Origin of the sequence: Mycobacterium sp. pR1184 (genome assembly GCF_041287235.1) — a bacterium.
Taxonomy (GTDB): Bacteria; Actinomycetota; Actinomycetes; order Mycobacteriales; family Mycobacteriaceae; genus Mycobacterium.
The window spans coordinates 334,396-358,309 of sequence record NZ_JBGGKR010000006.1 but is presented as its reverse complement, the minus strand read 5'-3'; the positions used below and the strand labels follow the sequence as shown (position 1 = coordinate 358,309).

The window sequence follows — 23,914 nt, the reverse complement described above, 5'->3', positions numbered from 1 at the left end:
GGTGGTGTCTAGCTCGGCAGCGTCCCCGCACTCAGGTCGAACGCGGGTACCGGGTCGTCAAATCCTTTGAGCGTCAACGGGCCATACGCGAGGGCGGGCACGTCGGGCAGCGCGTCGCGCAGCTCGGAGGTGGCCAAAATCTGCTCGGGGGCCGCTGCGGCCACGAGGCGGGCGGCCAGGTTGACCGGGTTGCCGAAGTAGTCGCCGTTGATGGCAACGACGGTGCCGTACGCGAGGCCGGCGCGCACCTGCAATCCTTCCTCGCGGGCTTTGGGGTGCTCCACCAGATGAACCGCCGCCCGCAGCAACTGCTCGGGCGCCGAACTCACCCACATCACCTCGTCGCCGATGAACTTCACCACCCGGCCGCCATCGGCGTGCACCACATCCGAGACGGTGCCGGCAAACTCGTTGAGCAAATGCGACAGCTGGGCGGGCGTCAGCGCCTGGGTCAGCGCGGTGAAGCCGGACAGATCGGCAAAACCGACACCACACACCACCGCGGCAGATGTGTCGCGCAAAACGCCTTCGAAGTGTGTTCGAGCGCTGGTCAGATGGTGACGGTGGACGACGTCGATCAGGGCGCCGAGCCGGGGGACGAACTCGGCGACGGAGCGATACGCCTGTGCAGTGGCGAGCTCGTCACGGGTGTGGGTCATCTGAATATCCGGCGTCCCGGCGCGAATCATCGTCGACTCGGCTTCGGCCAACCGGGCCATGGCGGCGCCCAGCACCCGCAACAGACCGAACGCGCCCTCACGGCCGACGACCGCCCTGATCGCCAGCCAGGTCGCCAGGGCGTCGACGTCCGCCTGGCTGAGCACCGGAATATCGGGACCGGCGACGGTCAGGCCGAGTAAAGCCCAGGCGCGTGCGACGTCTTCGGCCGCTACCCCGAGTTCCTCGGCCGCGGTCTGCAGTGTGTAAATCGGTCGCCCCGACCAGGACAAAACGTCACCGGCCAAGCCGAACAACCGGCCGCGGAGTTCGGCTTCCGCCATCTCTTCGACGGTGAAGCCAAGGTCGTCCAGATATTTGATCAAGTCGGCCCGCTCGCGCGCGTTCGCCACCCCGGCGGCCTCCAGCGCCTCGAAATCCAGGGAATCGGACACCTACAGAAGTCTGCCAGGTGCTCCCACGATTAGGGTGGATCGTCGTGAGCGATGCGACGGAGCCACTCAAGGGACCGCTGGAAGATCGTCATCGTGAGTTGGGCGCCAGTTTTGCTGAATTCGGCGGCTGGCTGATGCCGGTGTCGTACGCGGGCACGGTCAGCGAGCACAACGCGACGCGAAATGCCGTGGGCCTGTTCGACGTCAGCCATCTGGGCAAGGCGCTGGTGCGCGGTCCGGGCGCCGCGCGGTTCGTCAACTCCGCGCTGACCAACGACCTGGGCCGCATCGAGCCGGGCAAGGCGCAATACACGTTGTGCTGCACCGAATCTGGTGGCGTCATCGACGATCTGATCGCCTACTACGTCGACGACGACGAGATCTTCCTGGTGCCCAATGCCGCCAACACTGCGGCGGTGGTCGAGGCGCTGCAAGCCGCTGCACCCAAGGGGCTGACCATCACCAACGAGCATCGCAACTACGCGGTGCTGGCGGTACAGGGCCCGCGATCCAGCGAGGTGCTCGCCGAGCTGGAACTGCCGACCGACATGGACTACATGGCCTACGCCGACGCCTCCTTCTCGGGCGTCCCGGTGCGGGTCTGCCGCACCGGCTACACCGGCGAACACGGCTACGAACTGCTGCCGCCCTGGGACACCGCGGGCGTGGTGTTCGACGCGCTGGTGACGGCCGTGTCGAACGCGGGCGGCGAACCCGCCGGTCTGGGCGCCCGCGACACCCTGCGCACCGAGATGGGTTATCCGTTGCACGGCCACGAGTTGTCGCTCGACATCTCGCCGCTGCAGGCCCGCTGCGGCTGGGCGATCGGCTGGAAGAAGGACGCGTTCTTCGGCCGCGACGCGCTGCTGGCCGAGAAGTCGGCGGGGCCGCGACGGCTGCTGCGGGGTCTGAAGATGCTGGGCCGCGGTGTGTTGCGGCCCGGGCTGACGGTTCTGGTCGGGGAAAACCCGGTCGGGCTGACCACATCCGGGACGTTTTCTCCGACGCTGCAGGCCGGCATCGCGCTGGCGTTGATCGACACCGACGCCGGGATCGAAGACGGCCAGCAAGTCATCGTCGACGTGCGCGGTCGTGCGGCGGAGTGTGAAGTGGTGCGCCCACCGTTCGTCGAGCTGAAAACGCGCTAGCCACCGCCGCTTCACACGGGAAAAACCTGTTGGTACGCGCATATACAATCGGCGCATGACGAGCGGCCTACTAGAGTTCACCGTTCAACACGCGTCCAATCCCGTTAGTGGCGCAGAACGTGACTCCATCCTGGCCGACCCGGGATTCGGCAAGTTCTTCACCGACCACATGGTTTCGGTCGATTACGACGAGGGCCAGGGCTGGCACAACGCGCGGGTGATCCCGTACGGCCCAATCCAGCTGGACCCGTCCGCGATCGTGCTGCACTACGCGCAGGAAGTGTTCGAGGGACTCAAGGCGTACCGCTGGGCCGACGGCTCGGTCGTGTCATTTCGCCCGGACGCCAACGCCGCCCGGATGCGCGCGTCGGCCCGGCGCATCGCGATTCCCGAGCTGCCCGACGAGCTCTTCCTCGAATCCCTGCGCCAGCTCATCGCTGTCGACAACGCCTGGGTGCCCAAGGCGGGCGGCGAAGAGGCGCTGTATCTGCGGCCGTTCGTCTTCGCGACCGAGCCGGGACTGGGTGTACGACCGGCCAAGCACTACCGGTACCTGCTGATCGGTTCGCCTGCCGGCGCGTACTTCAAGAACGGCATCAACCCCGTCGACGTCTGGGTGTCAACGGATTACGTGCGCGCCTGCCCCGGCGGTACCGGTGCGGCCAAGTTCGGCGGCAACTACGCCGCGTCGCTGGTGGCGCAGGCCGAAGCCGCGGAACACGGTTGCGACCAAGTGGTTTGGCTCGATGCGGTCGAGCGTCGCTTCGTCGAAGAAATGGGCGGCATGAACCTGTTCTTCGTGCTGGGCAGCGGCGGCACCTCGCGGCTGGTCACCCCGGAGCTGTCCGGCTCGCTGCTGCCGGGGATCACACGGGATTCGTTGTTGCAGTTGGCACTTGACGCGGGCTTTACGGTCGAAGAACGCAAAATCGACATCGACGAGTGGCAGAAGAAGGCCGCCGCGGGGGAGATCACCGAGGTATTCGCTTGCGGCACTGCGGCGGTCATCACACCGGTCGGGCGGGTGAAGTACGCCGACAGCGAGTTCAGCATCGGTGACGGCCAGCCGGGCGAGGTGACGATGGCGCTGCGCAACACGCTGACCCGCATCCAGCGGGGGACCTTCGTCGACACGCACGGCTGGATGACGCGGCTGGGCTAACATCGGGTCAGCGCGGCCAGCGCCACGGCGCTGACCGTGGTGGTCAGTTCGATTGCGGCGCCCAGCACATCGCCGCTGATGCCCCCGAAGCGGCGCACGCAGTGCGCGACCAGCACCGCGGCGCAGCACAACGCCAGCACCACCGCGGCCGGGCCCTGCCACGGCCGTGGACCGGCCACCACCGAGGCCGCCAGCAGTACCACGGTCCAGCCGGCGACGACCGGCAGTGGTTGAGTGCCGGCGACGTCGACGCCCAGGTCGCTGCCGTCGGCCGCCTTCACCGAGCGGCGGCAGGCCAGCACCGCGCTGACCCGGCCGGCGGCAACCGCCACGATGATCGCGGCCAGCCCGTGCGGCCAGCTCGCGCCGAGTGCCGAAAATGCCAAGCCCTGCAACAGGATCACCAGCACGACGGCCGCGACGCCGAAGGGTCCGGTCGACCCGTCGCGCATCACCGCCAGGGCGCGTGGCGGCGGGCCGTAGCAGCCCAGCCCGTCGGCGGTATCCGCGACGCCGTCGATGTGCAGTCCGCGGGTCGCGAGCAGAAGTGCCGCCACGGCAAGCAATCCCGGCAGCGGGCTGGACGCGCCGAAGGCCAGCGAGGCGCCCCAGGCGATGCCCGCGGCCAGTGCGCCCAGGGCCGCACCGACCACCGGCAGGGCGGTCATGGCGCCGCGGTTCATCGCGCCGCCTCGCACGGGTAGCACCGTTGCGAACGCGAAAGCCGTTGCCAGCGAACGAATCACGGCGCAGTGTCGCCGGGCCGGTTCGAAACACCGGCTTCGGAGAACGTCGCCATCGACGACAGCGTGGCCACCGCGGCACGCAGCACCGGCAGGGCCAGCGTCGCGCCGCTGCCTTCGCCCAAACGCATGCGCAGGTCCAGGATCGGGTCCAGGTCCAGCGCGGTCAGCGCCAGCGCATGACCCGGCTCGGTGGATCGATGGCCGGCCTGCCACCACTGCCGCGCGCCCGGCGCCAGGCGTTCGGCGACCAGCGCGGCGGCCGTCACCGCCATGCCGTCGAGCAGCAGCGGAGTGCGCCGCACGGCGGCTTGTGCGCAAAACCCGGCCATCGCGGCCAGATCCGCACCGCCGCAGCAGCGCAGCAAGGCGACCGGGTCGGGCAGCACCGGCCGGGTCCGGTACAGCGCGTCGCGGACCGCGGCCGTCTTGCGGGCCCAGCCGGCGTCGTCGACGCCGGAGCCGAAGCCGACCACCGCAACCGGCTCGGCATTGGTCAGCGCCGCCACCAGAACGGCTGCCGCGGTGGTGTTTCCGATGCCCATGTCGCCCGCGATGAGCAGGTCGGCGCCGGCGTCGACCTCTTCGTCGGCGATACGCTGGCCCGCCGCGATCGCGCTGGTGGTCTCCTCGTCCCTCAGCGCGTCCTGCACGGCGATATCGCCGCTGGAGCGCCGCACCTTGTGCGCGCCGATCTGCTCCGAGAGCGGCTCGGCGTCCACCGCCAGATCGGCCACGCGCACCGTCGCGTCCGCAATCGCGGCCAGCGTGTTGATCGCCGCGCCACCGGCGTCGATGTTGGCGACCATCTGTGCGGTCACCTCCGGCGGGTACGCCGACACCCCGGATTGAGCGACCCCGTGATCGCCGGCGAACACCACTACCCGAGCGCGCGCGAATTGCGTTGGCGGGCAATGGCCCTGGCACGACGCGATCCACACGGACAGGTCCTCGAGACGGCCCAGCGCGCCGCGCGGCTTGGTCAGGGTGTCGTGGCGGGCACGGGCGGCCGCAGCCACGGCCGCGTCGGGGGAGGAGATCGGCGCGAATTCCATCATGTCCCTGACGGTTTGATCGATAACGGCTGACCGGCCACCACCAACACCACCTGATCGCACAGGGCCGCGACGCGCTGGTTGAGTGAACCCAGCTCGTCGGCGAACCGGCGGCCGGAGGCGGTGGCCGGCACCACGGTCAACCCGACCTCGGGACTGACCAGCACCAGCGTGGACCCGAACGCGCCAACCGCGTCCAGCATCTCGTCGACCGCAGCGCCCACCGATCCGTGCTCCCAGGCCTGGTGGCGATCCAGCGTCGCGGTCAGCCAGGTGCCGAGGTCGTCGACCAGGGTCGGGGTGTCCGGACAGTGCCGCAATTCGGTGCTGACGTCTCGAGTTTCGACCGTCGACCAGTGCGCGGGCCGGCGACCGCGGTGTTTCGCGATCCGGTCAGCCCAGTCCGAATCGGTGTCGTCGCTGTGTCCGGCCGCCAGGTAGCGGACCGGTTGCCCGGTTGGCACCGACGCGGCGATCACTTCCTCGGCCCACTCGGATTTGCCCGACCTGATCCCGCCGAGCACCAGGGTGCGCACTGGGGTCAGGAGGCTTTCCGGCGATGGCTAGTCGACACGGCTGCCGCGCTTGACCTGAGGCCGCGGGGCCCGCATGCGTCGCATCTGGGAAGCCCGGCCGGCAGCGTAAATGCCGAGTTTCCAACGGCTTTCGGTGTTGCTCGGGAACTTCGCGTCGACCAGCCTGCTGACCTTGCGGCCCAGGATCAGGCCGTCGACGGCCATGATCGCGGTGATCACCAACATCGCGGGGGAGATGTAGAGCTGCAGCTGCGGAGCGCCGAACATGACGAACAGCAGACCCAGCGTCGCCGGCATGAACAGGCCGAGCAGATTGCGCCGGGCATCCACGACGTCGCGCACATAGCGGCGGATCGGGCCCTGGTCGCGTGGCAACAGGTAGGCCTCTTCGCCGGCCATCATGCGTTCGCGCCGGTCGGTCATCCGGGCCCGGCCGGCGGTGCGCTCGGCCTTGCGCTCCTCGCGGCTGAGTTTCGGGCCGGCCAGCGATTTGCGGCGAGCCCGCGCTTCGGCGGCGGTCTTGGGCGCCGGGGCGACGGGGCCCTTCTTGGCGCTGCGCCGGGCAGCTTCGCGCTTGGGCGTGGGCCGGCCCTTGGGGCCGGTTGTGCGTGGTCCGCGCGAGAGCTCCTGCAGGGCGGCATCGGAGGCAACCGGTGTCACGAGATCGTCTTCGCCGACCTCTTCATGGGTTTTCTTACGGCCCAACAACTTCACAACCGCCAGGTTACTTCGAGACCGGCCCGGTCCGGTGAATGGGCCCGTCAGGCATCGCGATAGCACTGCGGCCGCACGTTAGTTGGACCTACCCTTAACGGTGATGAACGGCTACGGGTGATGGACAACGGCTCGATGGCCTCGGACGATGTTGCCACTGGTCTTTCTCCGGGTCGATTGCAATTGCCGGCTATGCGGGTGTTGGTGGCCCCGGATTGCTACGGCGACAGTCTTTCGGCGCTCGAAGCTGCCGCCGCCATCGCGACCGGCTGGACGCGGTCGCGCCCGGGCGACCAGTTCATCGTCGCCCCGCAGTCCGACGGCGGCCCCGGTTTCATCGAGGTGCTGGCCAACCGGCTAGGGCAGAAGCGGCGCATCGAGGTCGCCGGGCCGCTGGACGCGACGGTAGAAGCCGATTGGGTCTGGGATCCGGAAACCGCGACCGCCTACCTGGAGATTGCGCAGGCCTGCGGCCTGGCACTGCTGGGCCGTCCGGCCGACCCCGAGACGGCGCTGGCCGCGCACAGCAGGGGAGTCGGTCAGCTGATCGCCGAGGCGCTGCGTGCCGGGGCGCGGCGCATCGTGGTGGGACTGGGCGGCAGCGCGTGCAGCGACGGCGGGCAGGGCATGATCGCCGAGCTGGGTGGCCTGGAGGTTGCCCGGCACCAACTGGCCGATGTTGAGCTGATCGCCGCCTCGGACACCGAATACCCGCTGGTGGGGCCGTGGGGCGCGGCCCGGGTGTTCGGGCCGCAGAAGGGCGCCGACACGGCGGCCGTCGCGGCGCTGGAAGTCCGCCTCGAGGCGTGGGCGCTGCAGCTCGAAGCGGTGGCCGGACGCGACGTGAGCTCGGAGCCGGGGGCCGCGGCCGCCGGGGGTATCGGCGCGGGTTTGCTCGCGCTCGGGGGGCGCTGCGAGTCCGGCGCGGCGATCATCGCCGAGCACACCCACCTGGCCGACGACCTCGACATCGCCGAGTTGATCGTCACGGGGGAAGGCAAATTCGACGAGCAGTCGCTGCACGGAAAGGTGGTCGGTTCGCTCGCCGCGGCGGCCGGCCCGCTGGGAATTCCGGTGATCGTGCTGGCCGGTCAGGTGGGCCTGGAGAAAACCGCGGTGCGAACGGCGGGCATCATGTCCGCGCTGTCCATGGCCGAGTACGCCGGTTCGGTGGGATTGGCGCTGGCCGACGCCGCAAACCAGCTGATGGGATTAGCGTCACAGGTGGCGGCGCGACTCGGGAATAGCGGTCCTGCGAGGTACCGTTGAGGCATTGGGTTCTCACCGAGTGGTTCGGGTGCCCGGGCACCTACCCAACAACAGGCATGTAGGAGAAGTAATGACGGTGCAAAACGAGTCGACCGCCAAGACCCATGGCGTCATCCTGACCGAGGCCGCCGCCACCAAGGCGAAGTCCCTGCTGGACCAAGAGGGACGTGACGACCTGGCGCTGCGTATCGCGGTTCAGCCGGGCGGCTGCGCTGGCCTGCGATACAACCTGTTCTTCGACGACCGCTCGCTAGACGGCGATCTGACCGCCGACTTCGGTGGCGTGACGCTGACGGTGGACCGGATGAGCGCTCCGTATGTGGAAGGCGCCTCGATCGACTTCGTGGACACCATCGAGAAGCAGGGCTTCACCATCGACAACCCGAACGCCACGGGTTCTTGCGCCTGCGGGGATTCCTTCAACTGAGCCCGGCGTCCAGTACGCCGGGTTAGTACGAACCCCCGGTACGCAGCACGTAGGAGCACACCAGGATGTCGCCGCGCTGGAACAGCAGCTGCGCGACGCCCTGAACCTGGCCGCGCAGCGGTCCGCCGGTGGCAGGCGATACCTGCATCGTGAACAGCGCCTGCGCCTGGTACTGCGACAGGTACACGATCTTGTCGATCGAGGTCAGCTGGACCTGGGAGAACTGCTTGCGGAACGCGTCGCTGCTCAGCTTGGCCAGCGCCTGGTCGGACCGGCGGTCCCGGACGCCGTCGTAGAGGCCGCAGAGCGCGTTGCGGGCGACCTCGTCGGTATTGCGGTTCTCCAGCGCGTCCAGGTAGCCCTGGATCGCCGTCTTGGCCGTTGCTTCGGAGAACGCGGCGCCGGTGTTGGCCCCGTTGGTTCGGACGCCGTACACGATCGCTGCCGTCATGGCCGCGACCAGTGCGACGGCCGCCAGCACCCCGATGACCAACCGTCGCGTCGACCGTCGCTTCGGGTAGCCCGGCGGCGGTGTCGGGCCTGGGTAGGTGCCCGGGGGAGGCTCGTTGCCCGGCCCGGGCGCGTAGGCGGTTTCGCCAACCGGAGGGTCGTGCGGGAAGTCGACGGGCTCGGTGTAGGGCACCGGTCCGTCGCCGCCAACAGCGTGGTTCGGCGAATGCGGACCGCCCATTGTGGCTCTCCTACGTTGGTAGACACCGACCACGAGCGGGTACCGCTCGAGTATTCGGTCCCGGCGACTTCAGTGAGTTCCCTAGGGAGGCTAGCGCACCCCCGTGCGCCGACCGCGGACGCTGGCGCTGTCTGGTTGGCCGTCGAAACGCGTAGGTAGGCTAGACGCGCTTACCAATGAAGGGTGGATATTTCGTGACGATCGCGGTAACCGGTTCGATTGCGACCGACAACCTGATGCGTTTTCCCGGCCGGTTCTCCGAGCATCTGCTGGCCGAACATCTGCAAAAGGTTTCGCTCAGCTTCCTGGTCGACGACCTGGTGATTCACCGTGGTGGTGTGGCGGGCAACATCGCCTTCGCCATCGGCGTGCTCGGCGGTGACGTCGCGCTGGTCGGCGCGGCCGGCGAGGACTTCGGCGAATACCGCGAATGGCTGGAACGCCACGGGGTCAACTGCGAGAACGTGCTGATCTCCAAGACCGCGCACACCGCCCGGTTCACCTGCACCACCGACGAGGACATGGCCCAGATCGCGTCGTTCTACCCGGGTGCGATGTCGGAGGCCCGCAACATCAAGCTCGCCGACGTCGTGTCAGCGGTCGGCAAGCCGGATCTGGTGATCATCGGGGCCAACGACCCCGACGCGATGGTGGTGCACACCGAGGAATGCCGCAAGCTCGGCCTGGACTTCGCCGCCGACCCGTCCCAGCAGCTGCCTCGGCTGTCCGGCGAGGAGATCAACAAGCTGGTCGATGGGGCGGCGTACCTGTTCACCAACGACTACGAGTGGGAGCTGCTGCTCAACAAGACGGGCTGGTCGGAGAACGATGTGCTGGAAAAGGTCGGCCTGCGGGTGACCACGCTGGGTGCCAAGGGCGTGGACATCGTCGACCGCGACGGCACCACCACCCACGTCGGCGTCGTGCCGGAGAAGAGTCAGACCGACCCCACCGGCGTCGGCGACGCGTTCCGGGCCGGCTTCCTCACCGGGCGCAGCGCCGGGCTGAGCATCGAGCGTTCGGCTCAGCTGGGCTCGCTGGTCGCCGTGCTGGTGCTGGAAACGACCGGCACGCAGGAGTGGACGTGGGACCACGCGGAAGCCAAGACGCGGCTGGCGGACGCCTACGGCGACGAGGCGGCCAACGAGATCGCCGCGGTGCTTGCTTAGTGCTACGCGACCATCGAGTGTGACCCCTTGGCGCCGGCTGTGCGCTCGGGGCGCCGACACACCTCAACGCAGCGCCGCGGTGTCACCTGCAAAGCCCAGGTGTCACCCTCGACGGTCCGCTACAGCTGAACCGGGTAGACCGGCTCGCTGATCTGGGGCACCACGGTGCCCTCGACGAAGATCGCGTGCCAGAGCATGAAGATCAGGACGGTCCACAGCCGGCGGCTGTGATCACTGACGCCGCCGCGGTGTTCGTCGAGCATCCGGCGCACGGCGGTGATGTCGACCAGATGCCCGGCCTGCGACGCGTCCACCGTCGCGTACGCCCACTCCAGCAGTTCACCGGCACGCAGCCAATGCCGGATGGGCACCGGAAAACCGAGCTTAGGCCGGTGCAGCACGTGCGCCGGGACGATGGGCTCCAGCGCGCGGCGCAGCGCGTACTTGGTGGTCGTGCGGGTGATCTTCGCCTCGACGGGTAGCCGCGACGCGACGGCGAACACCTCCGGGTCCAGGAACGGCACCCGCAGCTCCAGCGAGTTGGCCATCGTCATCTTGTCGGCCTTGACCAGAATGTCGCCGCGCAGCCAGGTGAACAGGTCGACATGCTGCATGCGAGCCACCGGGTCCCAGCCCGCCGATTCGGCGTACACCGAGGCCGTCACGTCGGTATGCGTCCACTCGTTGCGGAACCCGGTCAACACGTCGCGCAGTTGCGCATCCGAGAAGCTGCGGGCGTTGCCGTAGTAGCGCTCCTCGAGCGTCAGCGAACCGCGATGCAGCAGGCTCTTGCCACGCATACCGTCGGGCAGCGGCTTGCTCATCTTGCCCATCGACCGCCTCAGCGGCCGGGGGAGATAGTCAAAAGGCTTCAGCGACAACGGTTCTCGGTAGATAGTGTAGCCGCCGAACAACTCGTCGGCGCCCTCGCCGGAGAGCACCACCTTGACGTGTTTGCGGGCCTCACGCGCGACGAAGAACAGCGGCACCAGCGCCGGGTCGGCGACCGGTTCGTCGAGGTACCAGACGATCTCGGGCAGGGCGGCGACGAACTCGCCGGCGCTGACCACCTTGGCGATGTGGCGCGCCCCGATCGCCTCGGCCGAGGCCACCGCGACGTCGATCTCGGAGAAGCCCTCGCGCTCGAATCCGGTGGTGAACGTAATCAGCCGCGGGTTGTGCCGGATGGCCAGTGCCGCGATCGCGGTGGAGTCGATGCCGCCGGACAGGAACGCCCCGACGGTGACGTCGGCGCGCATGTGCTTGGCCACCGAGTCCTCCAGCACCGCGGTGATCTCGTCGTAGCGGGCCTGCTCGGTGTCTGCGGTGATCGGCGTGGCGGCAAACCGCGGCGCGAAGTAGCGGGTGACCTGCGGCGGCGATCCGGGCCGGATGCGTGCGTAGCTTCCCGATTCGAGCCGGCGCACCCCGCGGTGCAGCGTCTCGGGCTCCGGCACGTACTGCAGGACGGTGTAGTGCTGCACCGCGCGCTCGTCGATCGCGGTGTCGAACCCGACCAGGTCGACGAGATCCAGCAGGCATTTTTTCTCGCTGGCCAACGCGGTGCCGCCGGTGCCGGTCGCCATGAACAGCGGCTTGATGCCGAAAGGGTCTCGGGCGCAGAACAATTCGCGGGTGACGGTGTCCCACAGCGCGAACGCGAACATGCCGCGCAGCCGGGTCAGCACGCCGGTGCCCCAATGGTGGTAGCCGGCGACGATGGCCTCGCCGTCACCGTCGGTGGCGAAGGCGGCGCCGTACTGGGCGGCCAGTTCGTCGCGCAGTTCGAGGTAGTTGTAGATCTCGCCGTTGAACACCAGCACGTAGCGGTCGGGCGCCTCGGGCGGTCCCCAGCGCAGCGGCTGATGCGAATGCGCGATGTCGATAAACGAGAGCCGGTTGAAGCCGAAGACGACCGACCCGTCATCGTCGGGATCGAACAGGCCACCGGGCTCGTCGGGCCCGCGGTGCCGCATCAGCCGAAGCGCCCGGGTAATCGCGTCATCGGTTCCAGTAGCGCCGGTGCCGCCGGCCCGGTCGGCCAGACCGGCCGGGTCCGCGACGAACGCCAGCAGTCCACACACGGCCACCAATATGCCGTACTTCGGCGACGGTTGTGAGCGCCGCACCGGGCCGGTCGCGACGACGCGGCGCCCGACCGGCCGGGGTTTAGTCGCCGGGCGCAGCGGCGTGGTCTACGCTGCGTAGTATTCGACGTTCGAGCAGGAGGCGCCAACGTGACACCCGGCGGGCAGTTCCGTTCGCAGCGTTTGTCGCATCGCATATTTCGACCGCTGGCGCTGGCCGGAACGCTGGGAGTGCTGGCGGTCACCCTTAGTGGTTGCAGCTGGCAGACGGTGTTTGCCTTGGGCTGGCCCGAGGGCATCACGCCGCAGGCCCACCTCAACCGAGAGCTGTGGATCGGCGCGGTAATCGCTTCGCTGGTCGTCGGGGTCATCGTGTGGGGCCTGATCTTCTGGTCCTCGGCGTTCCACCGGAAGAAGGCCACCGACACCGAGCTGCCGCGGCAGTTCGGCTACAACATGCCGCTGGAGCTGGTGCTCACGGTGACGCCGTTCCTGATCATCTCGGTGCTCTTCTACTTCACCGTCGTGGTGCAGGAGAAGATGCTGCACCTGGACAAGAACCCCGAGGTTGTGATCGATGTCACGGCCTTCCAGTGGAACTGGAAGTTCGGTTATCAGAGCGTCAACTTCAAGGACGGCACGCTGACCTACGACGGCGCCGACGAGGCCCGCAAGAAGGCGATGGTCTCCAAGCCCGAGGGCAAGGACGAGCACGGCGAAGAGCGCGTCGGCCCGGTGCGCGGGATCAACACCGAAGACCGGTCCTACCTGAACTTCGACAAGATCGAGACGCTGGGAACGCCCACCGAGATTCCGGTATTGGTGCTACCGGCCGGCAAGCGGATCGAATTCGTATTGAATTCAGCCGACGTCATCCACGCTTTCTGGGTGCCGGAATTCCTGTTCAAGCGCGACGTGATGGCCTACCCGAAGCAGAACAACTCGGTCAACGTGTTCCAGGTCGAAGAGATCCAAAAGACCGGGGCATTCGTCGGCCACTGCGCCGAGATGTGCGGCACCTATCACTCGATGATGAACTTCGAGGTCCGCGTCGTTGAGCCCAATGACTTCAAGGCTTATTTGCAGCAACGCAGCGAAGGAAAGACGAACGCTCAAGCGTTGCAGTCGATCGCCCAGTCCCCGGTAGCGGTGACGACTCATCCGTTCGACACTCGCCGCGGCGAACAGACGCAACCAGTCGGTTAGGACACGCAATGCATATCGAAGCGAGGCTGTTCGAATTCATCGCCGCGTTCTTCGTCTTCTGCGCGGTGCTCTACGGGGTACTGACGGCGTTGTACGCCACCGGCGGCGAGGAGTGGGCGGGTACCACCGCGCTGGCGCTGACCGGCGGTTTGGCATTGATCACGGCCACCTTCTTCCGCTTCGTGGCCCGTCGCCTCGACACCCGGCCGGAGGACTACGAGGGCGCTGAAATCAGTGACGGTGCAGGCGAATTGGGATTCTTCGCCCCGCACAGCTGGTGGCCGCTGATGCTCGCGCTGTCGGGCTCGGTCGCTGCGGTCGGCATCGCGCTGTGGCTGCCCTGGCTGATCGTCGCCGGCGTGGTGTTCATCCTTGCGTCGGCCGCCGGACTGGTTTTTGAGTACTACGTGGGCCCCGAGAAGCACTGATTTGCGTCTCAAAGGTAACAATCTGGGCATCAGTTGAGCCGTCGCCCGTTTGCCAAGACTTCTTTGCGCTGCCCGGTTCGGTAGGGTTTGCGCAGGCACATGAGAATCTCCCGAGCGCGTGCGACACGAGGTACCCCTGAAGCCGCGTGCGCAGGTGACGCAGTTGGACAGGGCAGGCAGACATGAGCGGGCCGAAACCCCCGGGATGGGAACCCGACGAATCCGATTCGGCCAGTGAGCTCACCCACGAACCGAATTCCGGCGGCGACCCCGACGACGAATCAGACGAGCACGACGACGAATTGCATGGCCGTCACGAACTCGAGCCATTCGTCGACAGCGGCGCAATACCCGCGGCCGAGCAGACCGGTGAGACGGACGCATATTCGCGTGCCTACTCCGCACCGGAGTCCGAGCATTTCATCAGCGGCCCGTATCTGCCGGCCGATCTAAGGCTCTACGACTACGAGAATTACGACGACCCGGACGAGGACGACGACCACGACGGCGCCCCACGCTGGCCGTGGGTGGTCGGCGTCGCCGCCATCGTGGCCGCGATCGCGCTGGTGGTGTCCGTGTCGCTGCTGTTCGCGCGCACCGACACCAGCCAACTCGCCAATCCGGGCACCACCACGTCGTCGACGCCTCCCGTGCAGGACGAAATCACCACCACCAAGCCGCCACCGCCGCCGACCACCACCGAACCGCCGCCGCCACCGCCCCCGACAGCTACGGAGACCCAGACAGTGACGGTGACGCCACCGCCCCCACCGCCTCCGCCTCCGCCGCCGCCCGCGCCGTCTACCGCACCTCCGCCGGCCACCACGTCGGCTACCGCGGCCCCGCCTCCGGCGTCGCCGCCGCCGACGACACCGGCCGGCCCGCGGCAGGTCACCTATTCGGTGACCGGGACCAAGGCCCCGGGCGACATCATCTCGGTGACCTACGTCGACGCCTCGGGCCGCTCACGCACCCAGCACAACGTCTACATCCCGTGGTCGATGACGGTCACCCCGATCTCGCAATCCGACGTCGGCTCCGTGCAGGCGTCCAGCCTCTTCCGGGTCAGCCGGCTCAATTGCTCGATCACCACCAGTGACGGAACGGTGCTGTCGTCGAACAATGCCGACCAGCCCCAGACGAGCTGCTGATGGTCAGCAGATACTCCGCGTACCGTCGCGGGTCCGACACCGTTCCGCCGGATGTCATCGATCGCCTGCTGCTGGGCACGTGCGCCGTGATCTGGCTGCTGTTGCTGGGGGTCAGCGTGGCCGCTGCCGTCGCGCTGGCCGATCTCGGCGGCGGCCTGCACAGCGCGGCCCGGAATTCGCACAGCACGCCGTGGGTGCTGTACACCGTCATCGTCGTGTCCGCGTTGATCATCGCCGGCGCCATCCCGGTGCTGCTGCGGGCCCGCCGGATGACCAACGCCGAACCGCCGATCGTTCGGTCGACGGCCCTGCAGGGAAGGCCGCCGACCCGGACGTCCAACGCGCGCACCGTGGTCGAACGGGTGCGCCCGCAGCGCGCTCCGGCCGCCGACGCGAACGGGGAGTGGTCCGGCGAGGCCGTGGACCGAATCTGGTTGCGCGGCACCGTCGTGTTGACCACGACGATGGGCATCGCACTGATTGCCGTCGCCGCGGCGACCTACTCGATGGCCGTGGGGCACGACGGCCCGTCCTGGGTGGGCTACGGGCTGGCCGCCGCCGTCACCGCGGCGATGCCGGCGGTCGAATGGCTCTACGTGCGCCAGTTACGCCGGGAAGTCGCCGCAACCTAGTCGGCTGTCACGAAGCTTTGGCGTACCTGCGGACCAACTCGTCCTCGCGGAACGTGCTGGTGTGCTGCAGGCCTCCGTCGTCCCGGCAGAAAAACGTCCACTGTCGCGGACCTGTGTGCGGTGAGCCGATCATCTTGACCGTGTAGCGCAGACCGGTGGGGCGACTCGTCCCGATGACGTCACCCACCCGAATCTGCGACGGGTGAATCTCGGGTGCGTCGTTCCAGTCTTGAACTGCCATCAACCAGCCATCCCCAGTTTTGGGCCGCGTCACGCCGTCACATTCCGGAATTACCTAGCTGTGGCGTAGCGTCAAGCGTGAGTTGGCCTCGTTGTCAGCGGTAGTACAACCGCATCGGCGCCCCGCTCCGCCGCCCCCGACTTTGGGGGCGATGTCGACGGTGAAGGGATCGCCCGTGAAGTCTATGACACTCAGCAGCGCAAGCCGACATCTTCGATGAGCCGACCCGTCGGCGGTCGCGGCGCAGCCAAACCCATCCGGTTGTCGCTGGCGCGTGAGCTCGGCCGCGTCATCGACGGCGCGTGGTGGCCGCGCGCCGATCGCATGAGCATTGAATTGCCCGGCCTGGTTGCCCTGCTGACTCCGATGCTGGGGGACATCACGACGATCAACGTCAATTGGCAACCGCTGCAACGACCACCCGACTTCAATTGGCCGGGATGGGATCAGAAGCACCACCACGTCATGACCATCGAGGCCGGCGACCGCCGCGCCAACCTGCTGATCGTCCCGTACGCGACCTACAGCGCACTCGCGCTGATGGTATTGCGCTGCGCCGCCGACCTGCCGGTCTGTGCCGCTGACCGGGAGAAGCCCATCTTCGTGACCGCAGGGTCGATCCTGCGCGCGGCCCAACAGCAACGCACCACCGGCTGAGCTAGCCGCAGCGGCGGCTAGTGCTCGCCGTTGCTGGATCCGTTGGTTTCCTGGCGTTCCCGCAGCGCGGTCAGCGCGCGTTGCTCCGAGGCGTGGGCCGCCTCGCGCAGCGCCGCATCCTCGGACGGCGGGTCGGCGAACAAGAAGCTGCCGCTGCCCGGCGTACCGGCGGAGCCCAGCTTGTTCATCTTGTTGGGAATCGCCGCGCCCGCGTATTCCAGCGGAATCGGGTGGCCGTGGTCGTCGACTGGGCCGAGCGGCTGGTGCAGCTCGATGTAGGCACCGTGCGGCAGCCGCTTGATGATGCCGGTCTCGACGCCGTGCTCAAGCAGCGCCCGGTCGCTGCGCTGCAGCCCAATGCACCAGCGGTAGCTGATGAAGAAGACGAGCGGCGGCAGGACCACCATGCCGATACGCCCGATCCACGTCGTCGCGTTGAGCGAGATGTGGAACGTGAACGCGATGATGTCGTTCATCGCGCACAGCGTCAGCAGCATGTAGAAGGCGATCGCCATCGCGCCGATCGAGGTCCGCACCGGCACGTCGCGCGGCCGCTGCAGCAGGTTGTGGTGGGCCTTGTCGCCGCTGAACCGCTTCTCCAGGAACGGGTAGATGATCAGCAGGATGAAAACGCCACCCATGATCAGGGCCACCCACACCACGGCCGGAATGGTGTGGTGCCAGAAGTAGAACTCCCACGGCGGCCAGATACGCGCCAGGCCTTCGGTCCACATCATGTAGAAGTCGGGCTGCGAGCCGGCCGACACCTGAGAGGGCTTGTAGGGACCCAGGTTCCAGATCGGGTTGATCTGCAGCAGGCCGCCCATCAGGCCCAGCACGCCGACGATGGCCGCGAAGAACGCGCCGGACTTGACCGCGAACACCGGCATCACGCGCACGCCGACGACGTTGTGCTCGGTGCGTCCCGGGCCGGGGAACTGGGTGTGCTTCTGGAACCACACCATGGCCAGGTGCAGCCCGATCAGCGCCAGGATGATGCCCGGAATCAGCAGGATGTGCAGGGCGTACATCCGGGGGATCAGGATGGTGCCGGGGAAGTCGCCGCCGAAAAGTGCCCAGTGCAGCCAGGTTCCGATCACCGGCATGCCCAGCGTGATCGACGAGAGCGCGGCCCGCAGACCGATGCCGGAGAGCAGGTCGTCGGGCAGTGAGTAGCCGAAGTAGCCCTCGAACATCGACAGGATCAGCAGCAGCGAGCCGATTACCCAGTTGGCCTCGCGGGGCCGGCGGAAGGCGCCGGTGAAGAAGATGCGCGCCAGGTGCACCATGATCGACGCCGAGAACATCAGCGCGGCCCAGTGGTGGATCTGGCGGACGAACAGGCCGCCGCGGACCTCGAAGGAGATGTCGAGGGCGGACTGGTAGGCCCGCGACATCTCGACGCCGCGCAGCGGCTGGTACACGCCGTTGTAGGTGACGTCGACCATCGACGGGTCGAAGAACAGCGTCAGGTACACGCCGGTGATCAGCAGCACGAAGAAGCTGTACATCGCGATCTCACCGAGCAGGAACGACCAGTGCGTCGGGAAGACCTTGTTGAGCTGCCGGCGGACCGCGGCCGACGGGTGATAGCGGCTGTCGATGTCCTCGCCCTGGCGGGCCAGCACATCACCGATCTTCGGCGGACTCAGTTTTGGACTCATGTTGTCGTCCTCTCCCAGAACGCAGGACCGACGGGCTCGATGAAGTCGCCGTTGGCAACCAGATACCCGTTTGAGTCAATGGTGATCGGCAGCTGCGCCAGCGCCCGGGCCGCCGGGCCGAAGATCGGCTTGGCGAAATGCAGAGCGTCGAACTGCGATTGGTGGCAGGGGCACAGGATTCGGTAGGACTGCTGCTCGTACAGCGAGGACGGGCAGCCCAGGTGCGAGCAGACCTTGGTGAACGCGAAGAACTCGCCGAAGTTGAAGCTCTCCTGGTTCTGGCGCTTGACCACCCGCGGCATGTCGGTGGGTCGAATCCGGATGAGCATCACGGGATTACGGACACCCATCTTGATGCCGATCAGCTTTTCGTGCGATTCCACCGTGGTGCCGTCGCCGTCGGACTCCCGCCACGGGAACACGGTCTCCATGCCGCCGGCGTCGATGTCCTCAGGGCGCATCTTGACGAACGGAGCACCCTCGGTGGCGCCGGTGGCGCGCGCCAGGAAGATCGTCTCGCCGTGGTAGCGCGGGGTCCAGCCGGACGTCCACAGCACGGCTTTCATGCCGTCGGCGGTGGGCACGACCGGCTTCCACGGGTTCTTGATCAGGCCGCCGGCAAACGCCACCAGGGTGCCCAGGCCGAACGCGCCCATGCCCAGGCCGAACGACGCACCGATCAGCTTGCGGCGCCCGATCGTCGACGTCTCATAGGCATCCGTCAGGTTCGCGACGACCGTCTTGCGGTCGATGTCACGCGAGGCGCCGTCATGGCGGTCCTGGATCGAGATCTCTTCCGGGATAAAGCGTTTCTGGTACAGGATCGCGCCGATGGCGATCGACAGGACCGACATCCCGAACGTGAAGCCGTACAGCGGCGTGGCCAGCGAGTAGAGGAAGTTGCCGGGCTGCCCGTCCGACTTGTACTCCCACGGCCAGAACAGGAAAATCAGCAGCAGCGCCAACCCGAATCCGCCGCCCAGCAAAAGCCACAGGGCCACGCCGCGCTCGGCACGCTTCTCGGCCTTGGTGCCCTCGACCGGCCAGCGCGGTTCCTTGAAGACGGTCTCGACGCCGTCGATCTGGCCGCCCAGCTCGAGCAGTTCCTGGTTGGACATCGCGGCCAGTGCCGCCTGGTCCGGTTCTTTACCGACGCCGGTGCTTTCCGAGCTCATGCCCGTGCCCCAATCCACAATGCCAACGCGATGGCCCCGACCATCCCGATGATCCAGATCGCCATGCCCTCGGGTGCGGGTCCGAATCCGCCCAGGCCGTAGCCGCCCGGCGACCGTTCCTCGGTGACGTTCTTGACGTAGCCGATGATGTCCTTCTTGGCTTCGAAGGAAAGCTGGCGGTCGGCGAACTTCGGCATGTTCTGCGGGCCGGTCAGCATCGCCGTCAGGATCTGCTGCTCGTTGGCCTCACCCAGGTCGGGTGCGAACTTGCCCGACGACAGCGCGCCGCCCTTACCGGTGAAGTTGTGGCACGAGGCGCAGTTGAGACGGAACAGATCGCCACCGCGGCCGAGGTCCTCGCCGCGCAACGAGTGCATCGCGATGCTGCCGTCGGGGTTGCGCACCACCGTGGGGCCGCCACCGTTGGCCTGGACGTAGGCCCCGAGCGCGTCGATCTGGGCCTCGTCGAAGATCGGCGCTTTACGTGGGGCCTGGGCCTCGCCGCGCATGGCCGGCATGCGGCCGCTGGACACCTGGAAATACACCGCCGCCTCGCCGACGCCGATCAGGCTGGGCCCGTGGTCCGGCACGCCCTGCAGGTTGGCGCCGTGGCAGGACACGCAGGACGTGTCGAACAGCTGCTTACCGTTGCGCAGCAGCGCCGAATTCGACTCGTCGGCAACCGCGACCTGTGGGGTGGGGGTCAGCACCGCGGCCAGCCCGCCGGAGATGGTCAGCGCGATCATCAGCAGCAGCCCGCCGGACAGCCGACGGCGAAGACGCCGCCGGCTCTGCTCCTGCAGGGCTTTTTTGCGTGGCTGACTCTGCGGCTTACGGCCGCGGGATCGGATGAACCCCAGGTTCTTCAACCGAGCACTCCTGTCTATTTCCCTGTATTCGGAGCCGCCGGCTCATCGGATGAAATAGATCACGGTGAACAGCGCGATCCACACGATGTCGACGAAATGCCAGTAGTAGGAGACGACGATGCTGGCCGTCGCTTGCGCCGGAGTGAACTTACTCATCCCGGTGCGGACCAGCAGGAATATGAAGGCGATGAGCCCGCCGGTCACGTGCAGGCCGTGGAAGCCGGTGGCCAGATAGAACACGCTGCCGTAGGCGCTGCCGTGGATGGTCGTCCCGTGGGTGGCCAGGTGGTAGTACTCGTAGGCCTGCCCGAGGACGAAGAACAGTCCCATCAGGAAGGTGATCACATACCACCGGCGCAGGCCGAACACGTCGCCGCGCTCGGCGGCGAACACGCCCATCTGGCAGGTGAACGACGACGCGATCAACACCAACGTCACCGGCACGGCTTGGTACAGATTCAGCTCGGTGGGCGGCGGCGGCCAGTTCCCGCCCGCCTGCGCCCGCGCCGTGAAATAGAACGCGAACAGGCCAGCAAAGAACATAAGCTCGCTGGACAGCCACACTATGGTGCCGACACTGACCATGTTGGGCCGATTCAGCGAATGAACTCGCGACGTGATCGCGGTCCCCGAGGTACCTACAGCACTCGTCACATCCGCAAGTATGACGCTTTGTAGTTGTTGAACTCTACCCGGGGCGGAAATTCGCCCCCGCGCGTCGCTTTCGTGGAACTTTTCCGGGCCCGGAAACGACGGTTGGGTGTCGGTTGGTCGACGTGGGACCATCGGCGCGTGGCTCTCTCATCTGAGGCTGGATCCCCCCGGGGGTTTTCCGCGACGGCTCCCGGGTCCACCCCGACCTGGCCGCAGTTGCTGGGCCGGTTGACCGACGGGCAGCCCCTGGCCCGCGGTCAGGCCGCGTGGGCGATGGACCAGATCATGACCGGCAATGCGCGCCCGGCCCAGATCGCCGCCTTCGCGGTCGCGATGAAGATGAAGGTGCCCACCGCCGCCGAAGTCAGCGAGCTGGCCGACGTGATGCTCAGCCACGCGCACCGCATCCCGGCCGAAGCAATCCGCGGTGACGCCGTCGACATCGTCGGCACCGGCGGCGACGGCGTCAACACCGTCAACCTGTCCACGATGGCAGCGATCGTGGTCGCCGCCGCCGGCGTGCCGGTGGTCAAACACGGCAACCGCGCGTCGTCGTCGTTGTCCGGCGGCGCCGACACGCTCGAGGCCCTCGGCGTGCGCATCGACCTGGGGCCCGATCAGGTCGCGCGCAGTCTCGCCGAGGTCGGGATCGGGTTCTGCTTCGCGCCCACGTTCCATCCGTCCTACCGGCACGCGTCAGCGGTGCGCCGCGAGATCGGGATACCGACGGTCTTCAATCTCCTTGGGCCGCTTACCAACCCGGCGTTGCCGCGGGCCGGTCTGATCGGCTGCGCGTTCGCCAACCTGGCCGAGGTGATGGCCGGGGTGTTCGCGGCTCGCCGCGCCAGCGTGCTGGTCGTGCACGGCGACGATGGCCTGGACGAACTGACCACGACCACCACCAGCACGATCTGGCGCGTGCAGGCCGGCACGGTGGACAAGCTGACGTTCGACCCGGCGGGTTTCGGGTTCGCTCGTGCCGATCTCGACCAGCTGCTGGGCGGCGACGCGAACGCCAACGCCGCGGAGGTGCGTGCGGTGCTGGGCGGCGCCAAGGGCGCGGTCCGCGACGCCGTGGTGCTCAACGCCGCCGGCGCGATCGTCGCGCACGCGGGCCTATCCAGCCGCGCTGAATGGTTGCCGGCGTGGGAGGACGGGCTGCAGCGTGCCGGCGCGGCCATCGACTCCGGGGCCGCCGAAGAGTTGCTCGCGCGTTGGGTGCGGTTCAGCCAGCAGGCCTGAGTCCGGCGTTTGGGTGTAAGCCAGCCGGGCCGAGCGCGCCGTCGCGGCCCACCCCGCCCAGGCGCCGGCCGAGTGCAGCGGCGAGGCCCAGCCGATGTCGTCGGCGACCCGCACGATGCGCACTCCCGGGGCGACCAGCCAGCGCGCGATCAGTGCGGTCTCTTCCACCAGTGCACCGCCCAACGGGGCGGCGGCCGGCAAGATCGTTTGTGCCCCAGCCACAATGGCGTCGACTACCGGCATCGGCGGCACCCCGCGCCGGGCGGTGCCCGCCGCGGCGAGCTGCCCGTGGCGGACGACGGCGAGGTGATAGCCGCCGCTGCCGTCCGGGGCCGCGGCGATCAGCTCGGGCAGCGCGGCCAGCGCCCGCAGCCGCTGACCCCGCCACAGCACCTCGATGGCCGTGGCGGTGCGGTCGCGCAGGCGCGCCGCGCTCTCGAAGTGGCGATGGGCGGCCAGCGCGCCGACCTGATCGACGGCGGCGCCCAACGCGCAGTTGTCCGTGCCGTCGATCAGGGCCGCGGCGCGCTGCGTGGCCGCGGCGTACTGCGTCGCGCTCAGGTCGCGCGCGGCCGGACAGGGCGACACCTCGACCTGAGGGCAGGCCGGACCGTGGCGCGCCGAGCGACCGAGTCTCGTTGTGCAGGTACGGATTCCGGTGAACCGCGCCAGCAGCCGCGCGGTGTCGGCGGCGTCGGTGCGGGACCGAAACGGCCCGATGGCGCGATCATGTCGCGGGGCCCGCACCACCGACAGTCGCGGGAACGCCTCGTCGCTCAGCGCCACCCACCACCACCGCTGCGGGAACCTGGAGCGGCGGTTGTACGGCGGCGCGTGCGCGGCCAGCATCCGCAGCTCCCGGACTCCGGCCTCCAGGGCGTGAGCGCACTCGACGTGGTCGACGGCGCCGGCCAGCGTCACCATCTCCTTCATCCGGCCGCGCGGGTCGGCGCCGGTGAAGTACTGGCCGACTCGGCGGCGCAGGTCGACGGCGGTGCCGACGTAGAGCACCTCGCCCGACGGGCCGCGGAACAGGTAGACGCCGGGCCGGTGTGGCAGGTGATCGGCGAGCACCCGCTTGTGGCGCTGGGCCGGTGTCACGTTGGGCAGATACGCGCGCAGATCGGCGTAGGTGTGCACGCCCTGGTTGCCCACCCGCTCGATCAGCGCGTGCAGCACGTCGACGGTGGCGCGCGCGTCGTCCAGCGCCCGGTGGGTGGGCTGGGTCGCGACGGCGAACAGCCGCGCCAGGGCCGCCAGTCGCACGCTGGGCGCCTCCTCGCGGGTCAGCACGCGGCGCGCCAGCCGCACCGTGCACAGCACTTGCGGTCGGGGCCAACGGATTTCGCAGTGTTCGGCGGCGGCCCGCAGAAACCCGATGTCGAACCCCGCGTTGTGGGCGACCAGCACCGCGTCCCCGGCGAACTCCAAGAACATCGGCAGCACGGCGTCGATGGTCGGGGCGTCACACACCATCGCCGTCGTGATGCCGGTGAGCGCGACGATCTGCGGCGGGATGCTGCGCTGCGGGTCCACCAGGGTGCCGAACTCGCCGAGCACGACGCCGCCGCGGACCTTGACCGCCCCGATCTCGGTGATGGCGTCGGCGGCCACCCCGTCTTTCGCGCGGTTGCGCCCGCCGGTCGTCTCCAGGTCGACGACGACGAAGGTGGTCTCGCGCAGCGGGGTTTCGTCGGTGGACGTCCAGCTCGGGTCGCCGCCGGATTCCCGGTCTGTTCCGACGTCGGCAAAACTCAGCTGAGTCCCACCAGTCACACCCATGGGCGTGACGTTAAGCATCGGGACCGACATTCGCGGCGTTCGGCCGCCGGTGTCGCGCGTCCCGAAAAGATGTCGGTGCCCGCGGTTAGCGTTCGGGCCG

23 protein-coding genes and 1 pseudogene are annotated in these 23,914 nt (G+C 68.1%); 11 read left to right on the top strand and 13 right to left on the bottom strand.

From position 1 onward, the window contains the following. Positions 1–8: 8 nt before the first annotated feature. The gene (locus tag ACAG21_RS13720; protein ID WP_370496616.1) at positions 9–1,112 is read right to left on the bottom strand and encodes an adenylate/guanylate cyclase domain-containing protein; all 1,104 of its coding nucleotides are present in this window, start codon (positions 1,110–1,112) and stop codon (positions 9–11) included. A gap of 44 nt (positions 1,113–1,156) precedes the next feature. Between ACAG21_RS13720 and gcvT the strand changes: the two genes are divergently transcribed. Together gcvT and ACAG21_RS13710 are read left to right on the top strand one after the other, a co-directional pair. Then, a complete protein-coding gene (gene gcvT / locus ACAG21_RS13715; protein WP_370496615.1) occupies positions 1,157–2,260 on the top strand; it encodes a glycine cleavage system aminomethyltransferase GcvT in 1,104 nt (367 codons plus the stop codon). Between the two features lie 55 nt (positions 2,261–2,315). Then, on the top strand, positions 2,316–3,422 hold the full coding sequence (locus tag ACAG21_RS13710; RefSeq protein WP_370496614.1) for a branched-chain amino acid aminotransferase: 1,107 nt from the start codon (positions 2,316–2,318) through the stop codon (positions 3,420–3,422). Here ACAG21_RS13710 and ACAG21_RS13705 read toward each other — a convergent pair. From ACAG21_RS13705 to ACAG21_RS13690, 4 genes are read right to left on the bottom strand one after another with little or no spacing between them, the layout of a single operon-like run. After that, positions 3,419–4,168 carry an adenosylcobinamide-GDP ribazoletransferase gene (locus tag ACAG21_RS13705; RefSeq protein ID WP_370496612.1) on the bottom strand — a complete coding sequence of 250 codons (750 nt, stop codon included), beginning with the start codon at positions 4,166–4,168 and terminating at the stop codon, positions 3,419–3,421. The genes ACAG21_RS13710 and ACAG21_RS13705 overlap by 4 nt on opposite strands. Next, the gene (cobT, locus tag ACAG21_RS13700) at positions 4,165–5,223 is read right to left on the bottom strand and encodes a nicotinate-nucleotide--dimethylbenzimidazole phosphoribosyltransferase (protein ID WP_370496611.1); all 1,059 of its coding nucleotides are present in this window, start codon (positions 5,221–5,223) and stop codon (positions 4,165–4,167) included. Before cobT ends, ACAG21_RS13705 begins: the two co-directional genes overlap by 4 nt. Continuing rightward, positions 5,220–5,756, bottom strand: a complete 537-nt coding sequence (locus ACAG21_RS13695) for a bifunctional adenosylcobinamide kinase/adenosylcobinamide-phosphate guanylyltransferase (protein WP_370496610.1) — start codon at positions 5,754–5,756, stop codon at positions 5,220–5,222. The genes cobT and ACAG21_RS13695 overlap by 4 nt, the downstream gene beginning before the upstream one ends. A gap of 27 nt (positions 5,757–5,783) precedes the next feature. Continuing rightward, the gene (locus tag ACAG21_RS13690) at positions 5,784–6,416 is read right to left on the bottom strand and encodes a DUF3043 domain-containing protein (RefSeq protein ID WP_370496652.1); all 633 of its coding nucleotides are present in this window, start codon (positions 6,414–6,416) and stop codon (positions 5,784–5,786) included. A gap of 246 nt (positions 6,417–6,662) precedes the next feature. Here ACAG21_RS13690 and ACAG21_RS13685 point away from each other — a divergent pair, with 246 nt between their 5' ends. Together ACAG21_RS13685 and ACAG21_RS13680 are read left to right on the top strand one after the other, a co-directional pair. Beyond that, positions 6,663–7,739 (top strand): glycerate kinase, encoded by a 1,077-nt coding sequence (locus tag ACAG21_RS13685; protein ID WP_370496609.1) that lies wholly within the window; start codon positions 6,663–6,665, stop codon positions 7,737–7,739. Between the two features lie 70 nt (positions 7,740–7,809). Further along, entirely contained in the window at positions 7,810–8,166 is a 357-nt protein-coding gene (locus ACAG21_RS13680) for an iron-sulfur cluster assembly accessory protein (protein WP_025735110.1), read from the top strand. 22 nt (positions 8,167–8,188) lie between these two features. Here ACAG21_RS13680 and ACAG21_RS13675 read toward each other — a convergent pair whose 3' ends face one another. After that, a complete protein-coding gene (locus tag ACAG21_RS13675; protein ID WP_370496608.1) occupies positions 8,189–8,857 on the bottom strand; it encodes a hypothetical protein in 669 nt (222 codons plus the stop codon). Positions 8,858–9,051: 194 nt separating this feature from the next. Here ACAG21_RS13675 and ACAG21_RS13670 point away from each other — a divergent pair, with 194 nt between their 5' ends. Beyond that, complete coding sequence (locus ACAG21_RS13670; RefSeq protein ID WP_370496607.1) at positions 9,052–10,026, top strand: carbohydrate kinase family protein; 975 nt, start codon at positions 9,052–9,054, stop codon at positions 10,024–10,026. Between the two features lie 119 nt (positions 10,027–10,145). Here the strand turns inward: ACAG21_RS13670 and asnB are convergent, their stop codons facing one another. Beyond that, positions 10,146–12,110, bottom strand: a complete 1,965-nt coding sequence (gene asnB, locus ACAG21_RS13665) for an asparagine synthase (glutamine-hydrolyzing) (RefSeq protein WP_370496605.1) — start codon at positions 12,108–12,110, stop codon at positions 10,146–10,148. A gap of 153 nt (positions 12,111–12,263) precedes the next feature. Here asnB and ACAG21_RS13660 point away from each other — a divergent pair, with 153 nt between their 5' ends. The 4 genes from ACAG21_RS13660 to ACAG21_RS13645 all read left to right on the top strand — a co-directional run bounded on the left by ACAG21_RS13660 (position 12,264) and on the right by ACAG21_RS13645 (position 15,530). Further along, on the top strand, positions 12,264–13,319 hold the full coding sequence (locus ACAG21_RS13660; protein ID WP_370496604.1) for a cytochrome c oxidase subunit II: 1,056 nt from the start codon (positions 12,264–12,266) through the stop codon (positions 13,317–13,319). 8 nt (positions 13,320–13,327) lie between these two features. Beyond that, positions 13,328–13,747, top strand: a complete 420-nt coding sequence (locus tag ACAG21_RS13655) for a cytochrome c oxidase subunit 4 (RefSeq protein WP_096288656.1) — start codon at positions 13,328–13,330, stop codon at positions 13,745–13,747. Between the two features lie 182 nt (positions 13,748–13,929). Continuing rightward, positions 13,930–14,898, top strand: a complete 969-nt coding sequence (locus ACAG21_RS13650; RefSeq protein WP_370496603.1) for an MmpS family transport accessory protein — start codon at positions 13,930–13,932, stop codon at positions 14,896–14,898. Continuing rightward, a complete protein-coding gene (locus tag ACAG21_RS13645) occupies positions 14,898–15,530 on the top strand; it encodes a DUF2561 family protein (RefSeq protein WP_096288654.1) in 633 nt (210 codons plus the stop codon). The genes ACAG21_RS13650 and ACAG21_RS13645 overlap by 1 nt, the downstream gene beginning before the upstream one ends. 7 nt (positions 15,531–15,537) lie before the next feature. Here the strand turns inward: ACAG21_RS13645 and ACAG21_RS13640 are convergent, their stop codons facing one another. Then, the gene (locus tag ACAG21_RS13640) at positions 15,538–15,771 is read right to left on the bottom strand and encodes a hypothetical protein (protein WP_096291217.1); all 234 of its coding nucleotides are present in this window, start codon (positions 15,769–15,771) and stop codon (positions 15,538–15,540) included. Positions 15,772–15,987: 216 nt separating this feature from the next. Here ACAG21_RS13640 and ACAG21_RS13635 point away from each other — a divergent pair, with 216 nt between their 5' ends. Then, positions 15,988–16,428 carry a DUF5994 family protein gene (locus tag ACAG21_RS13635; protein WP_370496602.1) on the top strand — a complete coding sequence of 147 codons (441 nt, stop codon included), beginning with the start codon at positions 15,988–15,990 and terminating at the stop codon, positions 16,426–16,428. Between the two features lie 17 nt (positions 16,429–16,445). Here ACAG21_RS13635 and ACAG21_RS13630 read toward each other — a convergent pair whose 3' ends face one another. The 4 genes from ACAG21_RS13630 to ACAG21_RS13615 are packed head-to-tail and all read right to left on the bottom strand — an operon-like array spanning position 16,446 to position 20,790. Next, positions 16,446–18,092 (bottom strand): cytochrome bc complex cytochrome b subunit, encoded by a 1,647-nt coding sequence (locus tag ACAG21_RS13630; protein ID WP_370496601.1) that lies wholly within the window; start codon positions 18,090–18,092, stop codon positions 16,446–16,448. Beyond that, positions 18,089–19,267, bottom strand: a complete 1,179-nt coding sequence (locus ACAG21_RS13625) for a ubiquinol-cytochrome c reductase iron-sulfur subunit (RefSeq protein ID WP_370496600.1) — start codon at positions 19,265–19,267, stop codon at positions 18,089–18,091. The genes ACAG21_RS13630 and ACAG21_RS13625 overlap by 4 nt, the downstream gene beginning before the upstream one ends. Then, positions 19,264–20,136 (bottom strand): cytochrome c, encoded by an 873-nt coding sequence (locus ACAG21_RS13620; protein ID WP_370496599.1) that lies wholly within the window; start codon positions 20,134–20,136, stop codon positions 19,264–19,266. Before ACAG21_RS13620 ends, ACAG21_RS13625 begins: the two co-directional genes overlap by 4 nt. Positions 20,137–20,178: 42 nt before the next feature. After that, on the bottom strand, positions 20,179–20,790 hold the full coding sequence (locus ACAG21_RS13615; protein WP_370496598.1) for a heme-copper oxidase subunit III: 612 nt from the start codon (positions 20,788–20,790) through the stop codon (positions 20,179–20,181). 138 nt (positions 20,791–20,928) lie between these two features. Between ACAG21_RS13615 and trpD the strand changes: the two genes are divergently transcribed. Next, complete coding sequence (trpD, locus tag ACAG21_RS13610; RefSeq protein WP_370496596.1) at positions 20,929–22,032, top strand: anthranilate phosphoribosyltransferase; 1,104 nt, start codon at positions 20,929–20,931, stop codon at positions 22,030–22,032. On the opposite strand, the pseudogene ACAG21_RS13605 reads toward trpD, so the two are convergent. Continuing rightward, positions 21,970–23,814 (bottom strand): annotated as a pseudogene (locus ACAG21_RS13605) (DEDD exonuclease domain-containing protein); the annotation flags it as partial. The gene trpD and the pseudogene ACAG21_RS13605 sit on opposite strands and share 63 nt — an antisense overlap. Positions 23,815–23,914: the final 100 nt, after the last annotated feature.

What these genes read in the sequence shown, in the direction of transcription:
- ACAG21_RS13655 (WP_096288656.1), top strand. Translation starts at nt 13,328, where the DNA reads ATGCATATCGAAGCGAGGCTGTTCGAATTCATCGCCGCGTTCTTCGTC.
- ACAG21_RS13675 (WP_370496608.1), bottom strand. Translation starts at nt 8,857, where the DNA reads ATGGGCGGTCCGCATTCGCCGAACCACGCTGTTGGCGGCGACGGACCG.
- ACAG21_RS13685 (WP_370496609.1), top strand. Translation starts at nt 6,663, where the DNA reads ATGCGGGTGTTGGTGGCCCCGGATTGCTACGGCGACAGTCTTTCGGCG.
- ACAG21_RS13625 (WP_370496600.1), bottom strand. Translation starts at nt 19,267, where the DNA reads ATGAGCTCGGAAAGCACCGGCGTCGGTAAAGAACCGGACCAGGCGGCA.
- ACAG21_RS13635 (WP_370496602.1), top strand. Translation starts at nt 15,988, where the DNA reads ATGAGCCGACCCGTCGGCGGTCGCGGCGCAGCCAAACCCATCCGGTTG.
- ACAG21_RS13650 (WP_370496603.1), top strand. Translation starts at nt 13,930, where the DNA reads ATGAGCGGGCCGAAACCCCCGGGATGGGAACCCGACGAATCCGATTCG.
- ACAG21_RS13630 (WP_370496601.1), bottom strand. Translation starts at nt 18,092, where the DNA reads ATGAGTCCAAAACTGAGTCCGCCGAAGATCGGTGATGTGCTGGCCCGC.
- cobT (WP_370496611.1), bottom strand. Translation starts at nt 5,223, where the DNA reads ATGATGGAATTCGCGCCGATCTCCTCCCCCGACGCGGCCGTGGCTGCG.
- ACAG21_RS13680 (WP_025735110.1), top strand. Translation starts at nt 7,810, where the DNA reads ATGACGGTGCAAAACGAGTCGACCGCCAAGACCCATGGCGTCATCCTG.
- ACAG21_RS13640 (WP_096291217.1), bottom strand. Translation starts at nt 15,771, where the DNA reads ATGGCAGTTCAAGACTGGAACGACGCACCCGAGATTCACCCGTCGCAG.
- ACAG21_RS13645 (WP_096288654.1), top strand. Translation starts at nt 14,898, where the DNA reads ATGGTCAGCAGATACTCCGCGTACCGTCGCGGGTCCGACACCGTTCCG.
- ACAG21_RS13710 (WP_370496614.1), top strand. Translation starts at nt 2,316, where the DNA reads ATGACGAGCGGCCTACTAGAGTTCACCGTTCAACACGCGTCCAATCCC.